The sequence below is a fragment of the Halogranum roseipondis genome (assembly GCF_059695585.1).
Genome location: NZ_CM185235.1, coordinates 1,117,540 through 1,132,842, shown reverse-complemented (window position 1 = coordinate 1,132,842; position 15,303 = coordinate 1,117,540). Strand labels below are relative to the sequence as shown.

The window sequence follows — 15,303 nt, the reverse complement described above, 5'->3', positions numbered from 1 at the left end:
CGTGAGTATGAACCGTGGGACGCTTCGACTCGCGACGCGAGGGTCGGACCTCGCGCTGCGACAGGCGGCGAGTGTACAGGAGGCGCTCGAGAGCTACCGATACGAGGTCGAGATTCAGGAGGTCGACACGCGCGGCGACCAGTTGAAAGACGAACTCATCCACCGACTCGGGAAGACTGGCGCGTTCGTGCGCAACGTCGACCAGCGCGTGCTCGACGGCGAGGCCGATCTGGCAGTCCACTCGATGAAGGACGTGCCGACCGAACAGCCGTCGGAGCTCACCGTCGCCGGCGTCCCCGAGCGCGCGCCGGCGTTCGATGCGCTCGTCTCGCCCGAGGGGTACGAGTTCGACGACCTCCCCGTCGGGTCGACCGTCGGCACCTCGTCGCTGCGTCGGACGGCCCAGATCCTCAACGCGCGGCCCGACCTGACGGTCGAACCGCTGCGCGGCAACGTCGACACGCGAGTCGAGAAGTTGCTCGCGGCCCAGTTGCAGGAGGAACACGAAGAGCGGCTGGAGGCGTCGAAAGACGAGAAGGGGCACGCCGGCGACGACGACTACGACGCCGAGTACGAGCGGTCGGTCGAGGAGTGGTTCGACGACCTCTCGGAGCTCGAACGCGGCGCGCTCGAACAGGACCTCGACGTCGAGTACGACGCCATCGTCCTCGCGGAGGCGGGCCTCCGCCGGAGCGGCCTCCACCACCACGTCGCGTTCGAGCGGCTCCCGCGTGCGAAGTTCGTCCCCGCACCCGGACAGGGAGCGCTCGCCGTCACGGCCGCCGATCCGGACGTCGTCGAGACGGTCAACACGGCCGTCGACCACCCGCGGACGCGCATCGAGACGACCGTCGAGCGGACGGTACTTGAGGAACTCGGCGGCGGCTGTGTCGCACCCATCGGCATCCACGCCATCCTGCAGGGGGCCTACGTCCACACGGAAGTACAGGTGCTGAGCCAGGACGGCGAAGAACTCGTCGAGTCCAAGCGCGACCTGCCGGTCGACGACCACGCGAACGCGGCCGTCGAACTCGCAGACAGCCTCCGTGACCGCGGCGCGGCCGACCTCATCGAGGCGGCGAAACGCGAGACGAGCGACGAGGGGACCCGCGACGAATGAGCGACTCGAGCGAACCGACCGAGCGCCGCGTCGGGAAGGTCTACCTCGTCGGCAGCGGCCCCGGCGACCCCGAATTGATGACCGTGAAGGCGCGTCGGCTGATCGAGGAGGCCGACGTCGTCCTCCACGACAAACTCCCCGGTCCGGAGATCCTCGGACTCGTCCCCGAGGAGCGCCGTGAGGACGTCGGCAAGCGCGCCGGCGGCGAGTGGACGCCACAGGAGTACACCAACCGTCGCCTCGTCGAACTCGCCGAGGAGGGGAAGACGGTCGTTCGACTGAAGGGCGGCGACCCGTTCGTCTTCGGCCGCGGCGGCGAGGAGATGGAGCATCTCGCCGAGAACGGCGTTCCGTTCGAGGTCGTCCCCGGCATCACCTCGCCCATCGGTGGCCCGGGCGTCGCGGGCATCCCAGTCACCCACCGCGACCACGCCTCCTCGGTGTCGTTCGTCACGGGTCACGAGGACCCGACGAAGGAGGAGTCAGCCGTCGACTGGCAGGCGCTCGCGGACACCGGCGGCACCATCGTCGTGCTGATGGGCGTCGGGAAACTGCCGCAGTACACGGAGGCACTGCTCGACGCGGGCAAGTCCCCCGAGACCCCCGTCGCGCTCGTCGAGCGGGCGACGTGGCCCGACATGCACGTCGCGACGGGGACGCTTTCGACCATCGTCGACGTCAGAGATAGCGAGGGTATCGAACCGCCCGCCATCACCGTCATCGGCGAGGTCGCGGCGACCCGCGAGAGGGTCGTCGAGTTCCTCGCGAACCGCACGGGCGAGTACGAGGCGGGGGTCGGCGAATGAGCCAGCAGGTCCGCGTCGCCGTCTTCCGCCCGGACGACGAGCGCATGGCCGACGCGGTCGAACTGCTCGACTCGCTCGGGGCGACGGCCGTCGCCGACCCGATGCTCGAAGTCCGACCGACCGGCGCAGCGCCGCAGACCGACAACGCCGACTACGTCGTGTTGACGAGCAAGACCGGCGTCGAACTCGCGAAGGAGTCGGGCTGGGAACCCGGCGACGCCGTCGTCGTCGCGATCGGCGACAGCACCGCCGACGCGCTCCGGGAGGCGGGCTACCGCGTCGACCGCGTGCCCGAGGAGTTTACCTCGTCGGGGCTGGTCGAGCTGCTCGCCGACGAAGTGAGCGGGAAGCGCGTCGAAGTCGCCCGCAGCGACCACGGGAGTCCCGTCTTGACCGACGGGCTGCGCGAGGCCGGTGCCGACGTCCACGAGACGGTGCTGTACCGACTCGTGAAACCCGAGGGCGCAGGGGAGTCCGCCGAACTGGCCGCCGACGGCGACCTCGAAGCCGCCCTGTTCACCTCGTCGCTGACGGTCGAACACTTCCTCGCCGCCGCGGAGGAACGCGGCGTCCGCGAGGCGGCGATCGAGGGGCTGAACGACGCCGTCGTCGGCACCATCGGCGCGCCGACGCGGGAGACCGCCGAGTCCCACGGCATCGCGGTCGACGTCGTCCCCGACGTCGCCGACTTCGAAGAACTGGCCTGTGCGGTCGTCGAGGCCGCCGCACCGACGTACCACGAGTAGAACTTCTCGCGGTTTTCGTACTTGTCGACGTCACAAATTCCCCACCTACTGAGATCTGCGTGCTGAATAGAGAGGGTGTAGTCAGCATCAGCCTGTGGTGTGCGACACTGTCTCATTCCCGGTAGAACTCCACGGCAAACCTTCCACTTCCGATATCCAATTTGTCTCCAGAAGGTAGTAGGTGCACTCCCCACAGTGAGTTACGAACTCAGGGAGACGGGAAGTCGGTCGAAGATGGGCGTGAGTTCGCGCTCGTCGACCGCACCGGTAAGAATCGTGAGAGCGGTAAAAACCGCGAACCCTGCGGGCGGAACGACCAGCAACCGCAGATACGGCTGTAAAAGCGCGGCGTTCAGACCGAAGATTGCCGCACCGCTGACGGTCACGGTGACGAACAGCGCGACCGGTCGTATGTCGGCCAGCGCGTCGAAGCCGATGTGCCGAGCCGTTATCGCATGGAAGACGAACATCGACCCATAGCCGACGGACGTCGCGACCGCTGCACCAATCATGCGGTATCTCGGAATAAGGAGTGCGTTCAGACCGAGGTTGATGACGGCGGCGGTGCCGGTAGCAAGGAGCAGTGGTTTCATCGCCCCGTTCCCCTGGCCGATCGCGAGAATCGGTCGCGCGAGTGCGAACCCGAGCACTCCGGGCAGGAGGATGAGAAGCGGCACCACCGCGGGTGTATAGCTTTCCCCCAGATAGAGTGGCACGACGATGTCGGCGAGCGCACCCAAACCGAGTGCGAGTAACGCCGTCGTCAGGAAGACGAAGCGAGTCGTCCGCGTCGCCATCTGCGTGATTTCCTCGGTCGCGTCTTTCGACCACAGTTCGGACGTTGAATGTAACAACACGGACTGAATGGCCATGGGGACGAACCAGAGGAACTCCGCGATTTTCAGCGCACCCTTGTACACGCCGAGCGTCCCACTCCCACCTATCGGTTGCAGCATGAGGATATCGACGTGGTACAACGAGGTCAGCAGAAGTATCAACGCCACGTTCAGCACATTGTATGTCATGAACTCTCGCTTCGGGAACCCGCTGGGCGTCGGAGTGAACAGAGCCCACAGCGAGATGCGGTCCCGGACAGCCGCGATCCCGAGGACGGAGACGACCGTCCCGCTGAGGATAAATCCGGTAAGGAGTCCCGTAACGCCAAACCCGAAGTACACCAACGTGAGGCCGATAATCCAGAGGAGCGCTCTGTCGAGCACGCGGAGCGGTTCCGAAATTCGTTCAAGCCCGAATCCCATCAGTACGCGTCGCGAGAAGTTATTGAACTGAGCCGCGACGACGAGGATCCCGAGGACGATGAAGTACGTCTGGAAGATTGGCTTGAAGAAGCGACCACTGAGAAAATAGCCGCCGAGGACGAGCAGCGCCGCCCCGACCAGTGAGAAGAGAAGCGCCATCTGAAAGAAGAAGCCGACGACGTGTTGTTCCCAGTGATCGACGTCGGCATCTTCCGCGAGAAACTTTCGCACCCCGTCGCCGACGCCCGAACTGACGACAATCATGAGGAGACTGAACAGCGAGAAGACGAACGCGAAGTCACCGTACTGCGTCTGGGTGAACAACCGGACCAGAATCGGCGTCGAGAGGATGCCGACGAGCAAGATGACAGCCTTCGCCCCGATGACGGAAACGAACGCAGAAAGGGTACTTCTATCCATCAGGCTATATTTTCAGACTTCTGATTTATATCTGTTGATCAAACTCCATTTCTCCCGACTGTGGCGACCGTGACAGTCGTCCGTAACCGTCGCTGTGAATACTGACCTACTACACCGCCTCACTCGGGAAGAAAGGGCAAATGTCTTCTAGAGAGTCAAAGAAACCGTGATTTTATCGCGTCAGGAGAAAGCGGTCCCAAATGATCCAATCGGGTCGATTGTGACCGATTCGCGCCCTGTATGCAGCACGACCTCGACGAACTACTCAGAAGCTGTCAGAACCGATGTGCAACACTCAGAGGGTGATTCAGCAATCTGCCAGTCTATATCTCACATATAGAGGCTGAATAGACCGAAAGGAAGAGCGTGCGAGTTTACCAATAGAACACGCTTCGGCTATACCCAGTCTGAGAGAGCGATCACCTGCTGAGACGGTGGTGAGCCAACGACGATTTTCCGCTCACCGACATCCTCGGTGACAACTGCCCCAGCCGAAATCACCGTATCTCTGCCGATCTCGACGCCAGGGATAATGACCGTTCCAGCGCCGACAAACGCTCCAGTTTGTAAAACTATGCGCTCAAAGACGTCGTCGTGGAGTTCCATCCCAGATTCTCCGAGGTCGTGTGTGACCCCGACGATGCTGCAATTCGGCCCAATCTGGACTGCGTCCCCTATTTCGACGTTCTCAACGAAATTCCCGGCATTGACCACTACGTTATCTCCGAGTTGACATTTCTTGATGGACGAACGTTCGTATATTTGGCACTGGTCACCGACGGTTGAATCATGGATGGTGACGAACTCACGAACCATTGAGTGGCCGATCTCGGAGTCGACTATCCTCGCCGAATGGTCAATTTTACTACTCACATATTACCCTCTAAGAGGCTATATTAAAAGCCTGGAGTCCTCCGTCCGAAGATAGTCGATTGCTAATGTAATCGGCTTCTCTTCTACGACATCAGAGCGAGGCAGTACGGTCGTGATGGACACACGCTCTGTATCTACCAATTCGTTCCCTCACCCAACGGTGAATGGCCAGTGACCCACTTGCGCCCTGAGTTCACCTATGGAAATTCTGCTGGCTCAACTAACCACCGCTGGCGATAAAGTTGTTCGCACGATCTCACGTCTCTCGCTCTTCAACGGCGCGAAACCACTAGGCTGCGTGGTGATTGAGACCTCCACAACCGGTAGGCGGTCGGAACGAGTTCCGCTATAGCTGTCGCTCACGCTGGCTCCACCCGGCCACTGAGGGACGCCGGACCGGCGTCCCTCAGGTTCCCTTTCTCAGGCGCTCACCCCCGGTGGGTCGTAGACTTCCTCCCGGTCAAGCATGTGGTAAATCGATACCAGTAGCTTCCGCGCGGTTGCCACGATTGCTTTCTTGGAACTCTTGCGACTTGCCAAGCGGTCGTAGAACCGACGCAAGTACTCGTCGTTACAGGTGTGAACTGCGACGTACGTACACTGGACGAGGATCCATCGTACCCGTCCTGATCCTCGTTTCGAGATGCCACCCTCGAACCGCGAGTCGCCAGACTCGCGGATCACCGGGTTCAATCCCACGTAACTCACGACTTGTTTGTCCTCGTCGAACCGCTCGATCTCGCCGAGTTCAGCGTAGATCGTCAACGCTGAGTAGTAGCTGACACCAGGAATCGTCATCAGCAGCTGGGTCTCCTTCAGAGACCCAGCGCGTTCCTCGATCTCCATTTCGAGCGACTCGATTTCAGCGGTGAGCGTCTCGATTATCGTCGCGTAGGAGTCTAACAACGAGTTCCACGGTGCCGGGAGCGAGAGTTCCCGCAGGAACTCTCGCCCCTCTACACTCAGCGGTTTCACGTCTTCAGTGATGCCGTGCTCAGAAAGCAACCCGTGAACTTTGTTCGCGTAGCTGGTTCGGTTTTCGACCAACTTCTGTCGCCCGCGCACGAGTGCGCGGGCTTTCCGAACCTCATCGGTAGGGACGTAACTCTCGGGGATGGAGTTGAGCCGAACCATCCGCGCGAGCTGTTTCGCATCAACGCGGTCGGTTTTCTTGTCTGAGTGAGCGATGAGCTTCAGTTTGCCAGGGTTGGCGACAACCACGTCCAAGTACTCTGAAAGAGTATCATGGACGTGGTAGTAATTGCTGGTTGCCTCGATCGCTGCTGTGGCTCCAGCGTAGCGCTGGGCGAGGTCGTCGAGGTTCGCGTTTTTGACGCGAACCTCTTCGACAAGCTCACCAGCCTGATCGATTACTGCCACTTGCGCGTACCGCTTGTGTAAGTCGATTCCGAGGTACATGGTTTGTTCCTCCGGGATGGGACGCCGGTGCGTGAACAGAAATTCACCTATGCGGGCTTTCCCGGATGCCGCCGAGCGGCATCCGGGCTGTCTCGCCCAAGTCTCGGCTTCCTGCGCACTCGGACCAGTCAGCACGACGTGCTCTCGGGCACGGAACTCAGCTCGGTCTCTTGCGCCCCATACTTTGTTCACGCGCTCTATGGGTAGCAGAATTTCCATCGAGTCAGCACGCAGATTTTTGAGGGTGGGAATTCTGTGACGTTGCACAGTACGAAGACTTTCGCTAACGGCTATGAGTGAAGAGCAGGGCGATTCCTGTGGAATCGGTTGGGGAGGCGGTGGTCGCGGTGAGAGCGCGTGGGCTTTCGAGATGTTCTCGACTGCAGTGGTAGCGATACCGTTCCCTTCGCATTCTGCTTCAGCTCTCGCTCGTGACCCAACACACGTCCGCGAATCACAGGTGCAAAGTCTTTAACGACTCCACAGCGTAGCGACCGGCAAATGGTACTCGATGACCTCGGGAGTTCCCTTCGCAGTTCGTTGAACAAACTGCAGGGGAAGTCCCGGCTCTCGAAGGAGGACGTCGAGGAGATCGTCAAGGAGATCCAGCGATCGCTCCTCCAGGCCGACGTCGAGGTCTCGCTGGTGATGGACCTCTCCCAGAGCATCAAGGAGCGCGCACTCGAAGAGGAGCCGCCGGGCGGGACGACCGCCCGCGACCACATCCTCAAGATCGTCTACGAGGAGATGGTCAAGCTCGTCGGCGACTCCACGGAGATCCCGCTGGAGCCGCAGACGATCATGCTCGCCGGTCTGCAGGGGTCGGGGAAGACCACCACCGCCGCCAAGATGGCGTGGTGGTTCTCGAAGAAGGGGCTCCGTCCCGCGGTCATCCAGACGGACACCTTCCGGCCCGGCGCGTACGACCAGGCCAAGCAGATGTGTGAGCGCGCCGAGGTGGAGTTCTACGGCGATCCCGACGAAGAGGACCCCGTAAAGATCGCCCGCGAGGGGATGGCGGCGACCGACGACGCCGACGTCCACATCGTCGACACCGCCGGTCGACACGCCCTCGAGGCGGACCTCATCGACGAGATCGAGGAGATCGAGGAGGCCGTCAACCCCAACCTGAACCTGCTCGTGCTCGACGCCGCCATCGGGCAGGGCGCGAAGAAGCAGGCCAAGGAGTTCAACGACTCGATCGGCATCGGCGGCGTCGTCATCACGAAGCTCGACGGCACCGCGAAAGGTGGCGGGGCGCTGACCGCCGTCAACGAGACCGGGTCGTCGATCTCCTTCCTCGGCACCGGCGAGACCGTCCAGGACATCGAACGGTTCGAGCCCAACGGGTTCATCTCGCGACTCCTCGGGATGGGCGACCTCAAGCAGCTCTCGGAACGCGTCGAACGCGCGATGCAGGAGACGCAGGCCGAAGACGAGGACTGGAACCCCGAGGACATCATGAAGGGGAAGTTCACCCTGAAAGACATGAAGCGTCAGATGGACGCCATGAACAAGATGGGTCCCCTCGACCAGGTGATGGACATGATCCCCGGCCTCGGCGGCGGGCTGATGGACCAGTTGCCCGACGACGCGATGGACGTCACGCAGAACCGGATGCGGTCGTTCGAGGTCATCATGGACTCGATGACCGAGGCGGAGATGGAAGAGCCCCGCTCCATCAGTGCCTCACAGATCGAACGCATCTCCCGCGGCAGCGGGAAGGACGAGGAGACCGTCCGCGAACTCCTCGAACAGCACAAGATGATGGAGCGGACGCTCAAACAGTTCGGGCAGATGGGCGACGGCGACATGAAGCGGATGATGAAGAAACTCGAGAATCAGGGTGGCGGCGGCGGGATGGGCGGCATGGGCGGTGGCGGTCTCGGCCCGTTCGGCTAATCGCCGCCGTCCTGCCGGCGACGCGTCGCGCTTTCTCTTCTGCTTTCAGGCGTTCTTCGCCCGTCCGAGCTCCCGTGCAAGCGCAACGAGATACCCTAGCCCCGCTCGGACGTCCGGCTCACGGAGTGCTCGGACCATCCCGACCGGTCCGACCTGTTCGGCGTCGGCGGCGTTCGCCGCACCGACCGCGGTGAGGAGCGCTCCTACCCCCCGAGCGGTGTCGTCGTCGGCAGCGACGTCCGCCAGCTCGCCGAGTCGTCCACCCGTGTGTGCGAGCGACGTGACCATCTCGTCGTCCAGCGCCGCCGACCCGAGCGAGACCAGATCGCCCAGTGCGGCGAGGTCGTCAAGCGTCCCGTCGCGCTGGAGGCCGACGAGCGTCTCGACGGCCGCCGAGAGGTCGTCGGCGTTCTCGCCGACCGTCTCGCCGAGGCCGACCGTCTCGGGCGTCGCGAGTCCGTTCGCGGCCAGCGCGAGCGTCGTCGACGTGCCGGCGAGCTCCGCGACCATGTCGTCGTCGAGTCCGGAGACGGCGACGTCGGCCGCGTCCAGAAACTCGTTGACGAGGTCGAGCCGCTCGAGGAACCGTGCGACCTCGTGGGGGTTCTCCGCGATGGCCGCCGCCAGCGCGTCCGGTACCGTCTCGTCGAACGTCGTCTCGGTGTCAGTCATCGGTGTCTCCTACAGCAGCCCCCGTGCGGTCAGCCAGTACGCCTCGTTGTAGCCGAGTTTCGACCAGTGGACGAGTTTCGAAGGGTCCCGCACCTGCGGTTGGCGGCCGTACTCGAACTCGACGAACGTCGCCTCGTCCATCCCCGTCTCGATGAAGCAGACGGTCTTCCCGTCGAAGCGGGCGGTCGGCACCTGCCCGCGGACGCGACTGGCGATGCGGTCAGCGACGACGCCCGCCTCGTAGTGAGCGACGCTCCCGGCCTTGCTCGTCGGGACGTCCGCGACGTCACCGACGGCGTACACGTCGGTCGCGTTCGTCGCCTCCAGCGTGTGTTTGTCGACGTCGACCCAGCCGTCGTCGCCCAGTCCGGCCTCCGTCACGAGGTCGTTTCCGGCGTGCGACGGGATGGCGACGAGTAGGTCGTACGCCATCTCCTCACCCTCCATCGTCTCGATGAGCTTCGCCTCCGGGTCGATCCTCTCGGGGTTGAAGAACGTCTCGAGGTGGATGTTCCGCTCGTCGAGCAGCGGCGTCGCCCACTCGGCGATCGACTCCATCCCGTGGGCCCGCATGATGGGGTAGGTGTAGGTGAGGTCGACGTCCTCGCGCAGGCCGCGCTCGCGGAGCCAGTCGTCGACCATGAAGACGAACTCCAGCGGTGCGGCGGGGCACATGTGTGGCACGCCGACGACGCTGAGCACGAGGTGGCCCTCGGTGAACGTCGCCAGCGCGTCGCGGAGCGCCTCCGCCCCCTCGGGGCCGTAGAAGTGGTGACCGCCCTCTGTCAGGCCGGGCACCTCCTCGGGGACGAGCCGGGCACCCATCGCGAGGACGAGGTGGTCGTAGCCGACGATCTCGTTGCCGGTTTCGACCGTGACGGTCTCGCTGTCGGTGTCGACGGCGACGACTCTGTCGTACCGCACCTCGACTCGTGGGTCGAGCAGCTCGGCCACGGGTCGCTTCGCGTCCGCGACCGTCTTCTTCCCGAACGGGACGTAGAGGAACGTCGGCTTGTACACGTGGTCCGTGTCGTCGGTGACGACCGTCACGCGGACGTCGCCGGCGTCGATCTCGGCTTGGAGCTCGTCTGCGAGCCGATTCGCCAGCACCAGTCCGCCGGTGCCGCCACCGACGATGACGATCCGTTCCATCACGCTTTCTCCACGTAGATCGCCCAGTAGCCGTCCCGTTCGACGATGTCGAGCACCTCGTGGCCGGCTTTCGCCGCCCACTCCGGGACGTCGTTCGTCGACCCCTTCTCCTCGGTCAGTAGTTCGACGACGGTCCCCGAGTCGACGGTCTTCGTCTTTCCGATGAGATCCATCAGCGGTCCGGGACAGGTCGCTCCACGAGCATCGACGGTGACGTCGGCGTTGATCTGAGTTGTCATAGCTATCTCCTCGGCGACGACTGCCGTCTCCGCGTCGTCTCGCGCAGTCAGTTCGGACAGTCGGTCGCCGTTCACATCCAGACGTTCGCCCCCGACGACGATAGTATTGTGCACTGGTTCCAAGACTCTGAGAACGACCGCTAGTTCGACCAGTGGCGATCCGTGACGTCAGTTCTCTAGTAACGAGTGCAAGTCATCACTCTCCCGACCGCACGAAAGCGTGCGGTCGGGCGAGTAGACAGTTGCACGAGTTACTAGAGCCGTCGCTCGCGACGAGTCGGCGTACGGCGGTCAAAAAGAGTCGAACGGCGTGTCGTTACCGCTGTGTCGTTACCGCTGTAACGTCCGCGATTCGTTCCCGCAGCGTTTGCACGTGGTGACCCGGCACGGTGATTTGGCGAACTTCTGATTCTCCTCTCGGGGAGCGTCCGTGTGCGTCTCCTGAATCTCCATCGTCACTTCGTGCGGCGTGTCGTCACCACACACGTCACAGTGTTCTCGTTGATACTCCTCGTCGACGTCCGCAGGCATTCCGGTCATAGTGTGTACTCCAGTCACGCAGAACGAGTGCAACCAGAGTGCGAACCGTGCTCGACCGAGCACGTGCGAGCTAAAATACTGTCACGACCCCACCACGGGGGTGGACGCATCGCGAGTCGCGCTCGTTCTACCGAATGGCGACGCGCCAGACACATACCTCTGGTGGTTGTATATGCAGCCCTCCGATTCTCGCGTCGCTACAGTCGAACCGACGGTTCGGGCGCTCGTTCACGCCCGTTGTACCGAGCGACGACGTCGTCGACGGCGGCGCTCTGGACGACCGACTGCGGCACCGACAGCGGAGTGACGCTCACCTCCCCCTCGATGATAGCCCGACGGTCCGTCCCGACGGGGTAGGCGTGCCGGTGCGGTTCGAGCTGTGCGAAGAGGTCGCTCCCGGCCTCCGCCTGCTCCCAGTACCCCGCGTCGGCGCGTGCCCAGAAGGCGTCGCGGAGTTCGACCGTCTCGCCGTCACTCGCCTCGTCGGTCGCCCCGCCGTCTTCGGTCGCCGGTGCGACACCCGTGTCGAAGTCGGCGAAGGGGGTCGTCACGCGCATCCGGTCGCCGTCGGCGAGCGGGGCGTTGACGTTCAGGAAGTCCGCGCGACCGAGGAGGTCGCCGTCGACTGCCCGCTCGACGAGTTGCCGGGTCAGGCGGGCCGGTTCCTCGTAGTCGGCGTCCGCAGCCGGGAAGAACCCCTCGGCGCAGTAAGCAGAGACGGCGAGGCCGGGCGTCCCGAGGAACCCCGCCTCGACGGCCGCACCGACAGTGCCCGAGTGACCGAGGACGTACGACCCGACGTTCGGACCGAGGTTGGCCCCGGAGACGACGAGGTCGGGTCGGTCGTCGAGACTCCGGAGTCCGTAGGCCACACAGTCGGCGGGCGTCCCGTCGACCGCGTACCCCTCGTCACGTTCGTCGACGTCGACGGTGCGCGAACGGGCGCGGCCGACGCCGCTCTGGTTCGTCGCGGGCGCGACGACGGTGACGTCGCAGACGGCGGCGAGTTCGTCCCGGAGGGCGGCGAGTGCGGGACTGTCGATTCCGTCGTCGTTGGTGAGGAGGACGTGCGGGTCGGACATCGGTAACTACTCCGACGTTCGCGGCGAGAGGCGTAAACGCGTCGGAACCGACGGACCGTGGCAGTGCCTGTCGGTTGTACGGCCATTTATGCCGTCACCGTGTGTGAGTCGGGACATGAGCGTGCTCGAGGTCGCAGTCGAGGCGTACCGCGAGGCGGTCCCGGCGCTGGGTGCCAGCCTCCTCGGTGGACTCCTCGCGGGCGTCGTCCTCGGGGGGATGCGGGCGGAACTCGAAGCCGTTCCCGGACTGCTCGTGCTCGTCCCCGCCCTCCTCGCGACCCGTGGCAACGTCTACGGGAGCCTCGGCGCACGCATCGCGACCGCACTCCACCAGGGGTTGATCGAGCCCCGGGTGACCGGCGCCGACCGACGACTCTACGCGGCCGTCGCCGCCGCCCTCGGTAACGGCATCCTCGCGAGCCTGTTCGCCGCGGCGGCGGCGTTCCTCCTGCTCACGCTCCTCGGGTGGACCGTCGCCCCGCTGTCGACGCTGCTCGGTATCGCACTCGTCGCGGGCGTCCTCTCGGGGACGGTGCTCACCGTCGTCGTCGTCACCGTCGTCTTCGCGGGCTACCGCCGCGGCTACAACCCCGACACGCTCGTCGGGCCGGTGGTGACCACGACCGGCGACGTCTTCGGCATCCTGTTTCTGCTCGTCGCCGTCCGGGCCGTCCTCTTCGTGGGAGGGGTCGCGTGACGACCGAGTGGACCGTCCGAGCGATCACCCGGGCGATGCTCCCCGTCCTGCTCGTGCTGACGCTCGTCGAGATCGGCAGCGGCCTCGTCCTCGGGAGCTTCGAGGAGTCGCTGCTGCAGTTCCCCTCCCTGCTGGTGCTCGTGCCGGTCACCATCGGCACCGCGGGCAACCTCGGAAGTATCCTCGCGGCCCGCCTCTCGACGTCGTTCCACCTCGGGACGCTCTCCTTCTCGCCGACCGACGACGAACTCGCCGGCAACGCCATCGCGACGGTCGCCCTCGCCGTCTCGGCGTTCCCGCTCATCGGCGCGGGTGCGTGGTTGCTGACGGCGCTGCTCGGGTCGACGCAGTTGGCGCTCTCGACGGTGCTTCTCGTCTCGCTCACGAGCGGCGTCTGTCTGGCCGTCCTCGCCGTCGTCGTCACGCTCGCGGCGACCTACGCCGCCTACCGGTTCGAACTCGACCCCGACGACGTCGTCCTCCCGGTCGTCACCAACACCTGCGACGTACTCGGCGTGATCGTGCTGTTCGGTGCGGTCCGACTGTTCGTCTGACGGCCGGTTCCACCGTCCGAGAACGACCGACGGCCCTTTGACCGTCGCTCCCCGAGACGTCTCCGTGCAGTCGGTCGTCACCCTCGCCGAGTCGCTCGCGCCGCTTCTCGCCGACGTGCTCCCGCGAGTCGCCCGCATCGCGGCGTTCATCGCCGTCGGCGTCTTCCTCGCGAACGTCGCCGTCGGCTTCGGGCTCGTCGAACGCGTCGCCGCGCTCTCGCGGTATCTCACTCGCCCGGCGAACCTCCCCGACGAGGTGGGCACCGCAATCCTCACGACCGCGGCGTCGACGACGGCGGGCTACGGGATGCTCGCGGAGTTCCGCGAGTCGGGGACGCTCGACGACCGCGCGACGCTCGTCGCCGTCACGACGAACACGTTCTTCGGCTTCGTCCAGCACATCTTCACGTTCTACGTCCCCGTCCTCGTCCCGATCCTCGGACTGGAGGCCGGCCTCATGTACGTCGGTGCCCGCGCCGCCATCGCACTCGCCATCACGCTCGTCGGCGTCCTCGCCGGCGCGCTTCTCCTCGACGGAGCGACGCGGTCTCAGTCTGCGTCCGCCGTGGCCGAGACGGACGGCTCCGGTCGATCGGACCGAGCGAATCGAACGGGCCGAGCGCCGGCGACCGACGAGGCGAGCGAGACGGCGCGTGACGTGCTCCGGACGGCGGGCGAGAAGACGTGGTCGAAGCTCCGCGGCATCGTTCCCCGACTCGCCGTCGTCTACGTGCTCGTGACGCTGCTCGTCGAGACGACCGACCTCACGACGGTGACCCAGGCGGCCGCGCCGCTCACGTCGACCTTGGGGCTACCCGGTGCGGCCGTCCCCGTCGTCGTCGCGTTCACGTTCGACACGACCGTCGGTGCGGCGACCGTCGCCCCGCAGATCGGGTCGGTGTTCACCCCGCGACAGGCCGTCGCGACGATGCTCGTCGGCGGCATCGTCTCCTTCACCGTCTCGACGTTCAAGCGCTCGATCCCGTTCCAGTACGGCATCTGGGGGCCGTCGTTCGGGTCGAAGGTCGTCGCAGTCAACACCGCGTTGAAGATCGTGTTCATCGGCCTCGCCGTGGCCGTCCTCCTCGTCCCGTGAGGGTCTCGCCGATCGCTTCCGACTCGGTTCGGCCGGCCTCGATCCGTCGGCCTCGACTCGGCCGACCCCGATTCGGCTGACCTCGACCCGGTCGACCTCGATCCGGTCGGCCTCGACCCCCGGCGATGTGACTACCGGCGTCACGTCGAGTTCGGAGACAACGTTTTCTCCTCGTCTGTTGTTGTCACTACACATGGTGGACCGACGACACTACGAGTTCGACGGAACGGCCCCTCAGATCAGCGACGAAGCGTTCGTCGCCCGCGACGCGACGCTCGTCGGCGACGTACGGGTCGACGCCGACGCCAGCGTCTGGCCGGGCGTGGTGCTGCGCGGCGACGTCGGGGTCGTCCGCGTCGGCCGCGAGAGCCACGTCGGTGACAACGCGACGCTCCACGCGTCGGTCGTCGGCGACCGGGTGATGGTTGGCCACGGTGCGGTGCTGAACGACGCCACCGTCGAGGACGGCGCGCTCGTCGGCTTCAACGCGACTATCAACTCCGACGTCACCGTCGGCGCGCGCAGCATCGTCGCCTCCGGCGCCGTCGTTCCGGAAGGGTACGACATCCCGCCCGAGTCGTTCGTCCGCGGCGTCCCCGCTCTCGTCACGCCGCTCGCGGAGACGACGCTCGACCCCGAGGAGATCTTCGAGGCGCACCACTCCGGTGCGTACACGGACCTCGCGGCGCGTCACGGCGACCTGTTCGAGTGAACGTCGCGGCGCGA

16 protein-coding genes are annotated in these 15,303 nt (G+C 64.9%); 8 read left to right on the top strand and 8 right to left on the bottom strand.

The features are described from left to right. Positions 1-7: 7 nt before the first annotated feature. From hemC to EOHIBHHM_RS06115, 3 genes are read left to right on the top strand one after another with little or no spacing between them, the layout of a single operon-like run. Positions 8-1,120, top strand: a complete 1,113-nt coding sequence (gene hemC / locus EOHIBHHM_RS06125; protein ID WP_497256929.1) for a hydroxymethylbilane synthase — start codon at positions 8-10, stop codon at positions 1,118-1,120. Next, the gene (gene cobA / locus EOHIBHHM_RS06120) at positions 1,117-1,926 is read left to right on the top strand and encodes a uroporphyrinogen-III C-methyltransferase (protein WP_497255610.1); all 810 of its coding nucleotides are present in this window, start codon (positions 1,117-1,119) and stop codon (positions 1,924-1,926) included. The genes hemC and cobA overlap by 4 nt, the downstream gene beginning before the upstream one ends. Further along, entirely contained in the window at positions 1,923-2,672 is a 750-nt protein-coding gene (locus tag EOHIBHHM_RS06115) for a uroporphyrinogen-III synthase (protein ID WP_497255609.1), read from the top strand. Before cobA ends, EOHIBHHM_RS06115 begins: the two co-directional genes overlap by 4 nt. Before the next feature lie 200 nt (positions 2,673-2,872). Here the strand turns inward: EOHIBHHM_RS06115 and EOHIBHHM_RS06110 are convergent, their stop codons facing one another. From EOHIBHHM_RS06110 to EOHIBHHM_RS06100, 3 genes are all read right to left on the bottom strand, one after another. Then, the gene (locus EOHIBHHM_RS06110) at positions 2,873-4,351 is read right to left on the bottom strand and encodes an oligosaccharide flippase family protein (protein WP_497255607.1); all 1,479 of its coding nucleotides are present in this window, start codon (positions 4,349-4,351) and stop codon (positions 2,873-2,875) included. 396 nt (positions 4,352-4,747) lie between these two features. After that, the gene (locus EOHIBHHM_RS06105; RefSeq protein WP_497255605.1) at positions 4,748-5,224 is read right to left on the bottom strand and encodes an acyltransferase; all 477 of its coding nucleotides are present in this window, start codon (positions 5,222-5,224) and stop codon (positions 4,748-4,750) included. 420 nt (positions 5,225-5,644) lie between these two features. After that, a complete protein-coding gene (locus tag EOHIBHHM_RS06100; RefSeq protein ID WP_497251491.1) occupies positions 5,645-6,643 on the bottom strand; it encodes an IS110 family RNA-guided transposase in 999 nt (332 codons plus the stop codon). A 501-nt stretch (positions 6,644-7,144) separates the two neighbouring features. On the opposite strand from EOHIBHHM_RS06100, the gene EOHIBHHM_RS06095 reads away from it, so the two are divergent. Beyond that, positions 7,145-8,545, top strand: coding sequence for a signal recognition particle protein Srp54 (locus EOHIBHHM_RS06095; protein WP_497255603.1), 1,401 nt, complete (start codon positions 7,145-7,147; stop codon positions 8,543-8,545). Between the two features lie 45 nt (positions 8,546-8,590). On the opposite strand, the gene EOHIBHHM_RS06090 is transcribed toward EOHIBHHM_RS06095, so the two are convergent. From EOHIBHHM_RS06090 to surE, 5 genes are all read right to left on the bottom strand, one after another. Continuing rightward, entirely contained in the window at positions 8,591-9,217 is a 627-nt protein-coding gene (locus tag EOHIBHHM_RS06090) for a helical membrane plugin domain-containing protein (RefSeq protein ID WP_497255601.1), read from the bottom strand. Between the two features lie 9 nt (positions 9,218-9,226). Continuing rightward, on the bottom strand, positions 9,227-10,369 hold the full coding sequence (locus EOHIBHHM_RS06085) for an NAD(P)/FAD-dependent oxidoreductase (RefSeq protein WP_497255599.1): 1,143 nt from the start codon (positions 10,367-10,369) through the stop codon (positions 9,227-9,229). Further along, positions 10,369-10,608: a sulfurtransferase TusA family protein gene (locus EOHIBHHM_RS06080; protein WP_497256927.1), complete on the bottom strand. Its 240-nt coding sequence runs from the start codon at positions 10,606-10,608 to the stop codon at positions 10,369-10,371. The genes EOHIBHHM_RS06085 and EOHIBHHM_RS06080 overlap by 1 nt, the downstream gene beginning before the upstream one ends. 330 nt (positions 10,609-10,938) lie before the next feature. Beyond that, positions 10,939-11,148, bottom strand: coding sequence for a DUF7835 family putative zinc beta-ribbon protein (locus tag EOHIBHHM_RS06075; protein ID WP_497255597.1), 210 nt, complete (start codon positions 11,146-11,148; stop codon positions 10,939-10,941). Between the two features lie 197 nt (positions 11,149-11,345). Further along, complete coding sequence (surE, locus tag EOHIBHHM_RS06070; RefSeq protein WP_497255595.1) at positions 11,346-12,230, bottom strand: 5'/3'-nucleotidase SurE; 885 nt, start codon at positions 12,228-12,230, stop codon at positions 11,346-11,348. Positions 12,231-12,345: 115 nt separating this feature from the next. Between surE and EOHIBHHM_RS06065 the strand changes: the two genes are divergently transcribed. The 4 genes from EOHIBHHM_RS06065 to EOHIBHHM_RS06050 all read left to right on the top strand — a co-directional run bounded on the left by EOHIBHHM_RS06065 (position 12,346) and on the right by EOHIBHHM_RS06050 (position 15,289). Then, positions 12,346-12,927: a magnesium transporter gene (locus EOHIBHHM_RS06065; protein ID WP_497255593.1), complete on the top strand. Its 582-nt coding sequence runs from the start codon at positions 12,346-12,348 to the stop codon at positions 12,925-12,927. Beyond that, the gene (locus EOHIBHHM_RS06060) at positions 12,924-13,481 is read left to right on the top strand and encodes a magnesium transporter (RefSeq protein ID WP_497255591.1); all 558 of its coding nucleotides are present in this window, start codon (positions 12,924-12,926) and stop codon (positions 13,479-13,481) included. The genes EOHIBHHM_RS06065 and EOHIBHHM_RS06060 overlap by 4 nt, the downstream gene beginning before the upstream one ends. A 64-nt stretch (positions 13,482-13,545) precedes the next feature. Then, complete coding sequence (locus EOHIBHHM_RS06055; protein ID WP_497255589.1) at positions 13,546-14,577, top strand: nucleoside recognition protein; 1,032 nt, start codon at positions 13,546-13,548, stop codon at positions 14,575-14,577. 193 nt (positions 14,578-14,770) lie between these two features. Continuing rightward, on the top strand, positions 14,771-15,289 hold the full coding sequence (locus tag EOHIBHHM_RS06050; protein WP_497255587.1) for a gamma carbonic anhydrase family protein: 519 nt from the start codon (positions 14,771-14,773) through the stop codon (positions 15,287-15,289). The last annotated feature ends 14 nt before the right edge of the window (positions 15,290-15,303 follow it).

What these genes read in the sequence shown, in the direction of transcription:
- hemC (WP_497256929.1), top strand. Translation starts at nt 8, where the DNA reads ATGAACCGTGGGACGCTTCGACTCGCGACGCGAGGGTCGGACCTCGCG.
- EOHIBHHM_RS06050 (WP_497255587.1), top strand. Translation starts at nt 14,771, where the DNA reads ATGGTGGACCGACGACACTACGAGTTCGACGGAACGGCCCCTCAGATC.
- EOHIBHHM_RS06065 (WP_497255593.1), top strand. Translation starts at nt 12,346, where the DNA reads ATGAGCGTGCTCGAGGTCGCAGTCGAGGCGTACCGCGAGGCGGTCCCG.
- cobA (WP_497255610.1), top strand. Translation starts at nt 1,117, where the DNA reads ATGAGCGACTCGAGCGAACCGACCGAGCGCCGCGTCGGGAAGGTCTAC.
- EOHIBHHM_RS06110 (WP_497255607.1), bottom strand. Translation starts at nt 4,351, where the DNA reads ATGGATAGAAGTACCCTTTCTGCGTTCGTTTCCGTCATCGGGGCGAAG.
- EOHIBHHM_RS06085 (WP_497255599.1), bottom strand. Translation starts at nt 10,369, where the DNA reads ATGGAACGGATCGTCATCGTCGGTGGCGGCACCGGCGGACTGGTGCTG.
- surE (WP_497255595.1), bottom strand. Translation starts at nt 12,230, where the DNA reads ATGTCCGACCCGCACGTCCTCCTCACCAACGACGACGGAATCGACAGT.
- EOHIBHHM_RS06115 (WP_497255609.1), top strand. Translation starts at nt 1,923, where the DNA reads ATGAGCCAGCAGGTCCGCGTCGCCGTCTTCCGCCCGGACGACGAGCGC.
- EOHIBHHM_RS06100 (WP_497251491.1), bottom strand. Translation starts at nt 6,643, where the DNA reads ATGTACCTCGGAATCGACTTACACAAGCGGTACGCGCAAGTGGCAGTA.
- EOHIBHHM_RS06080 (WP_497256927.1), bottom strand. Translation starts at nt 10,608, where the DNA reads ATGACAACTCAGATCAACGCCGACGTCACCGTCGATGCTCGTGGAGCG.
- EOHIBHHM_RS06095 (WP_497255603.1), top strand. Translation starts at nt 7,145, where the DNA reads ATGGTACTCGATGACCTCGGGAGTTCCCTTCGCAGTTCGTTGAACAAA.
- EOHIBHHM_RS06075 (WP_497255597.1), bottom strand. Translation starts at nt 11,148, where the DNA reads ATGACCGGAATGCCTGCGGACGTCGACGAGGAGTATCAACGAGAACAC.
- EOHIBHHM_RS06090 (WP_497255601.1), bottom strand. Translation starts at nt 9,217, where the DNA reads ATGACTGACACCGAGACGACGTTCGACGAGACGGTACCGGACGCGCTG.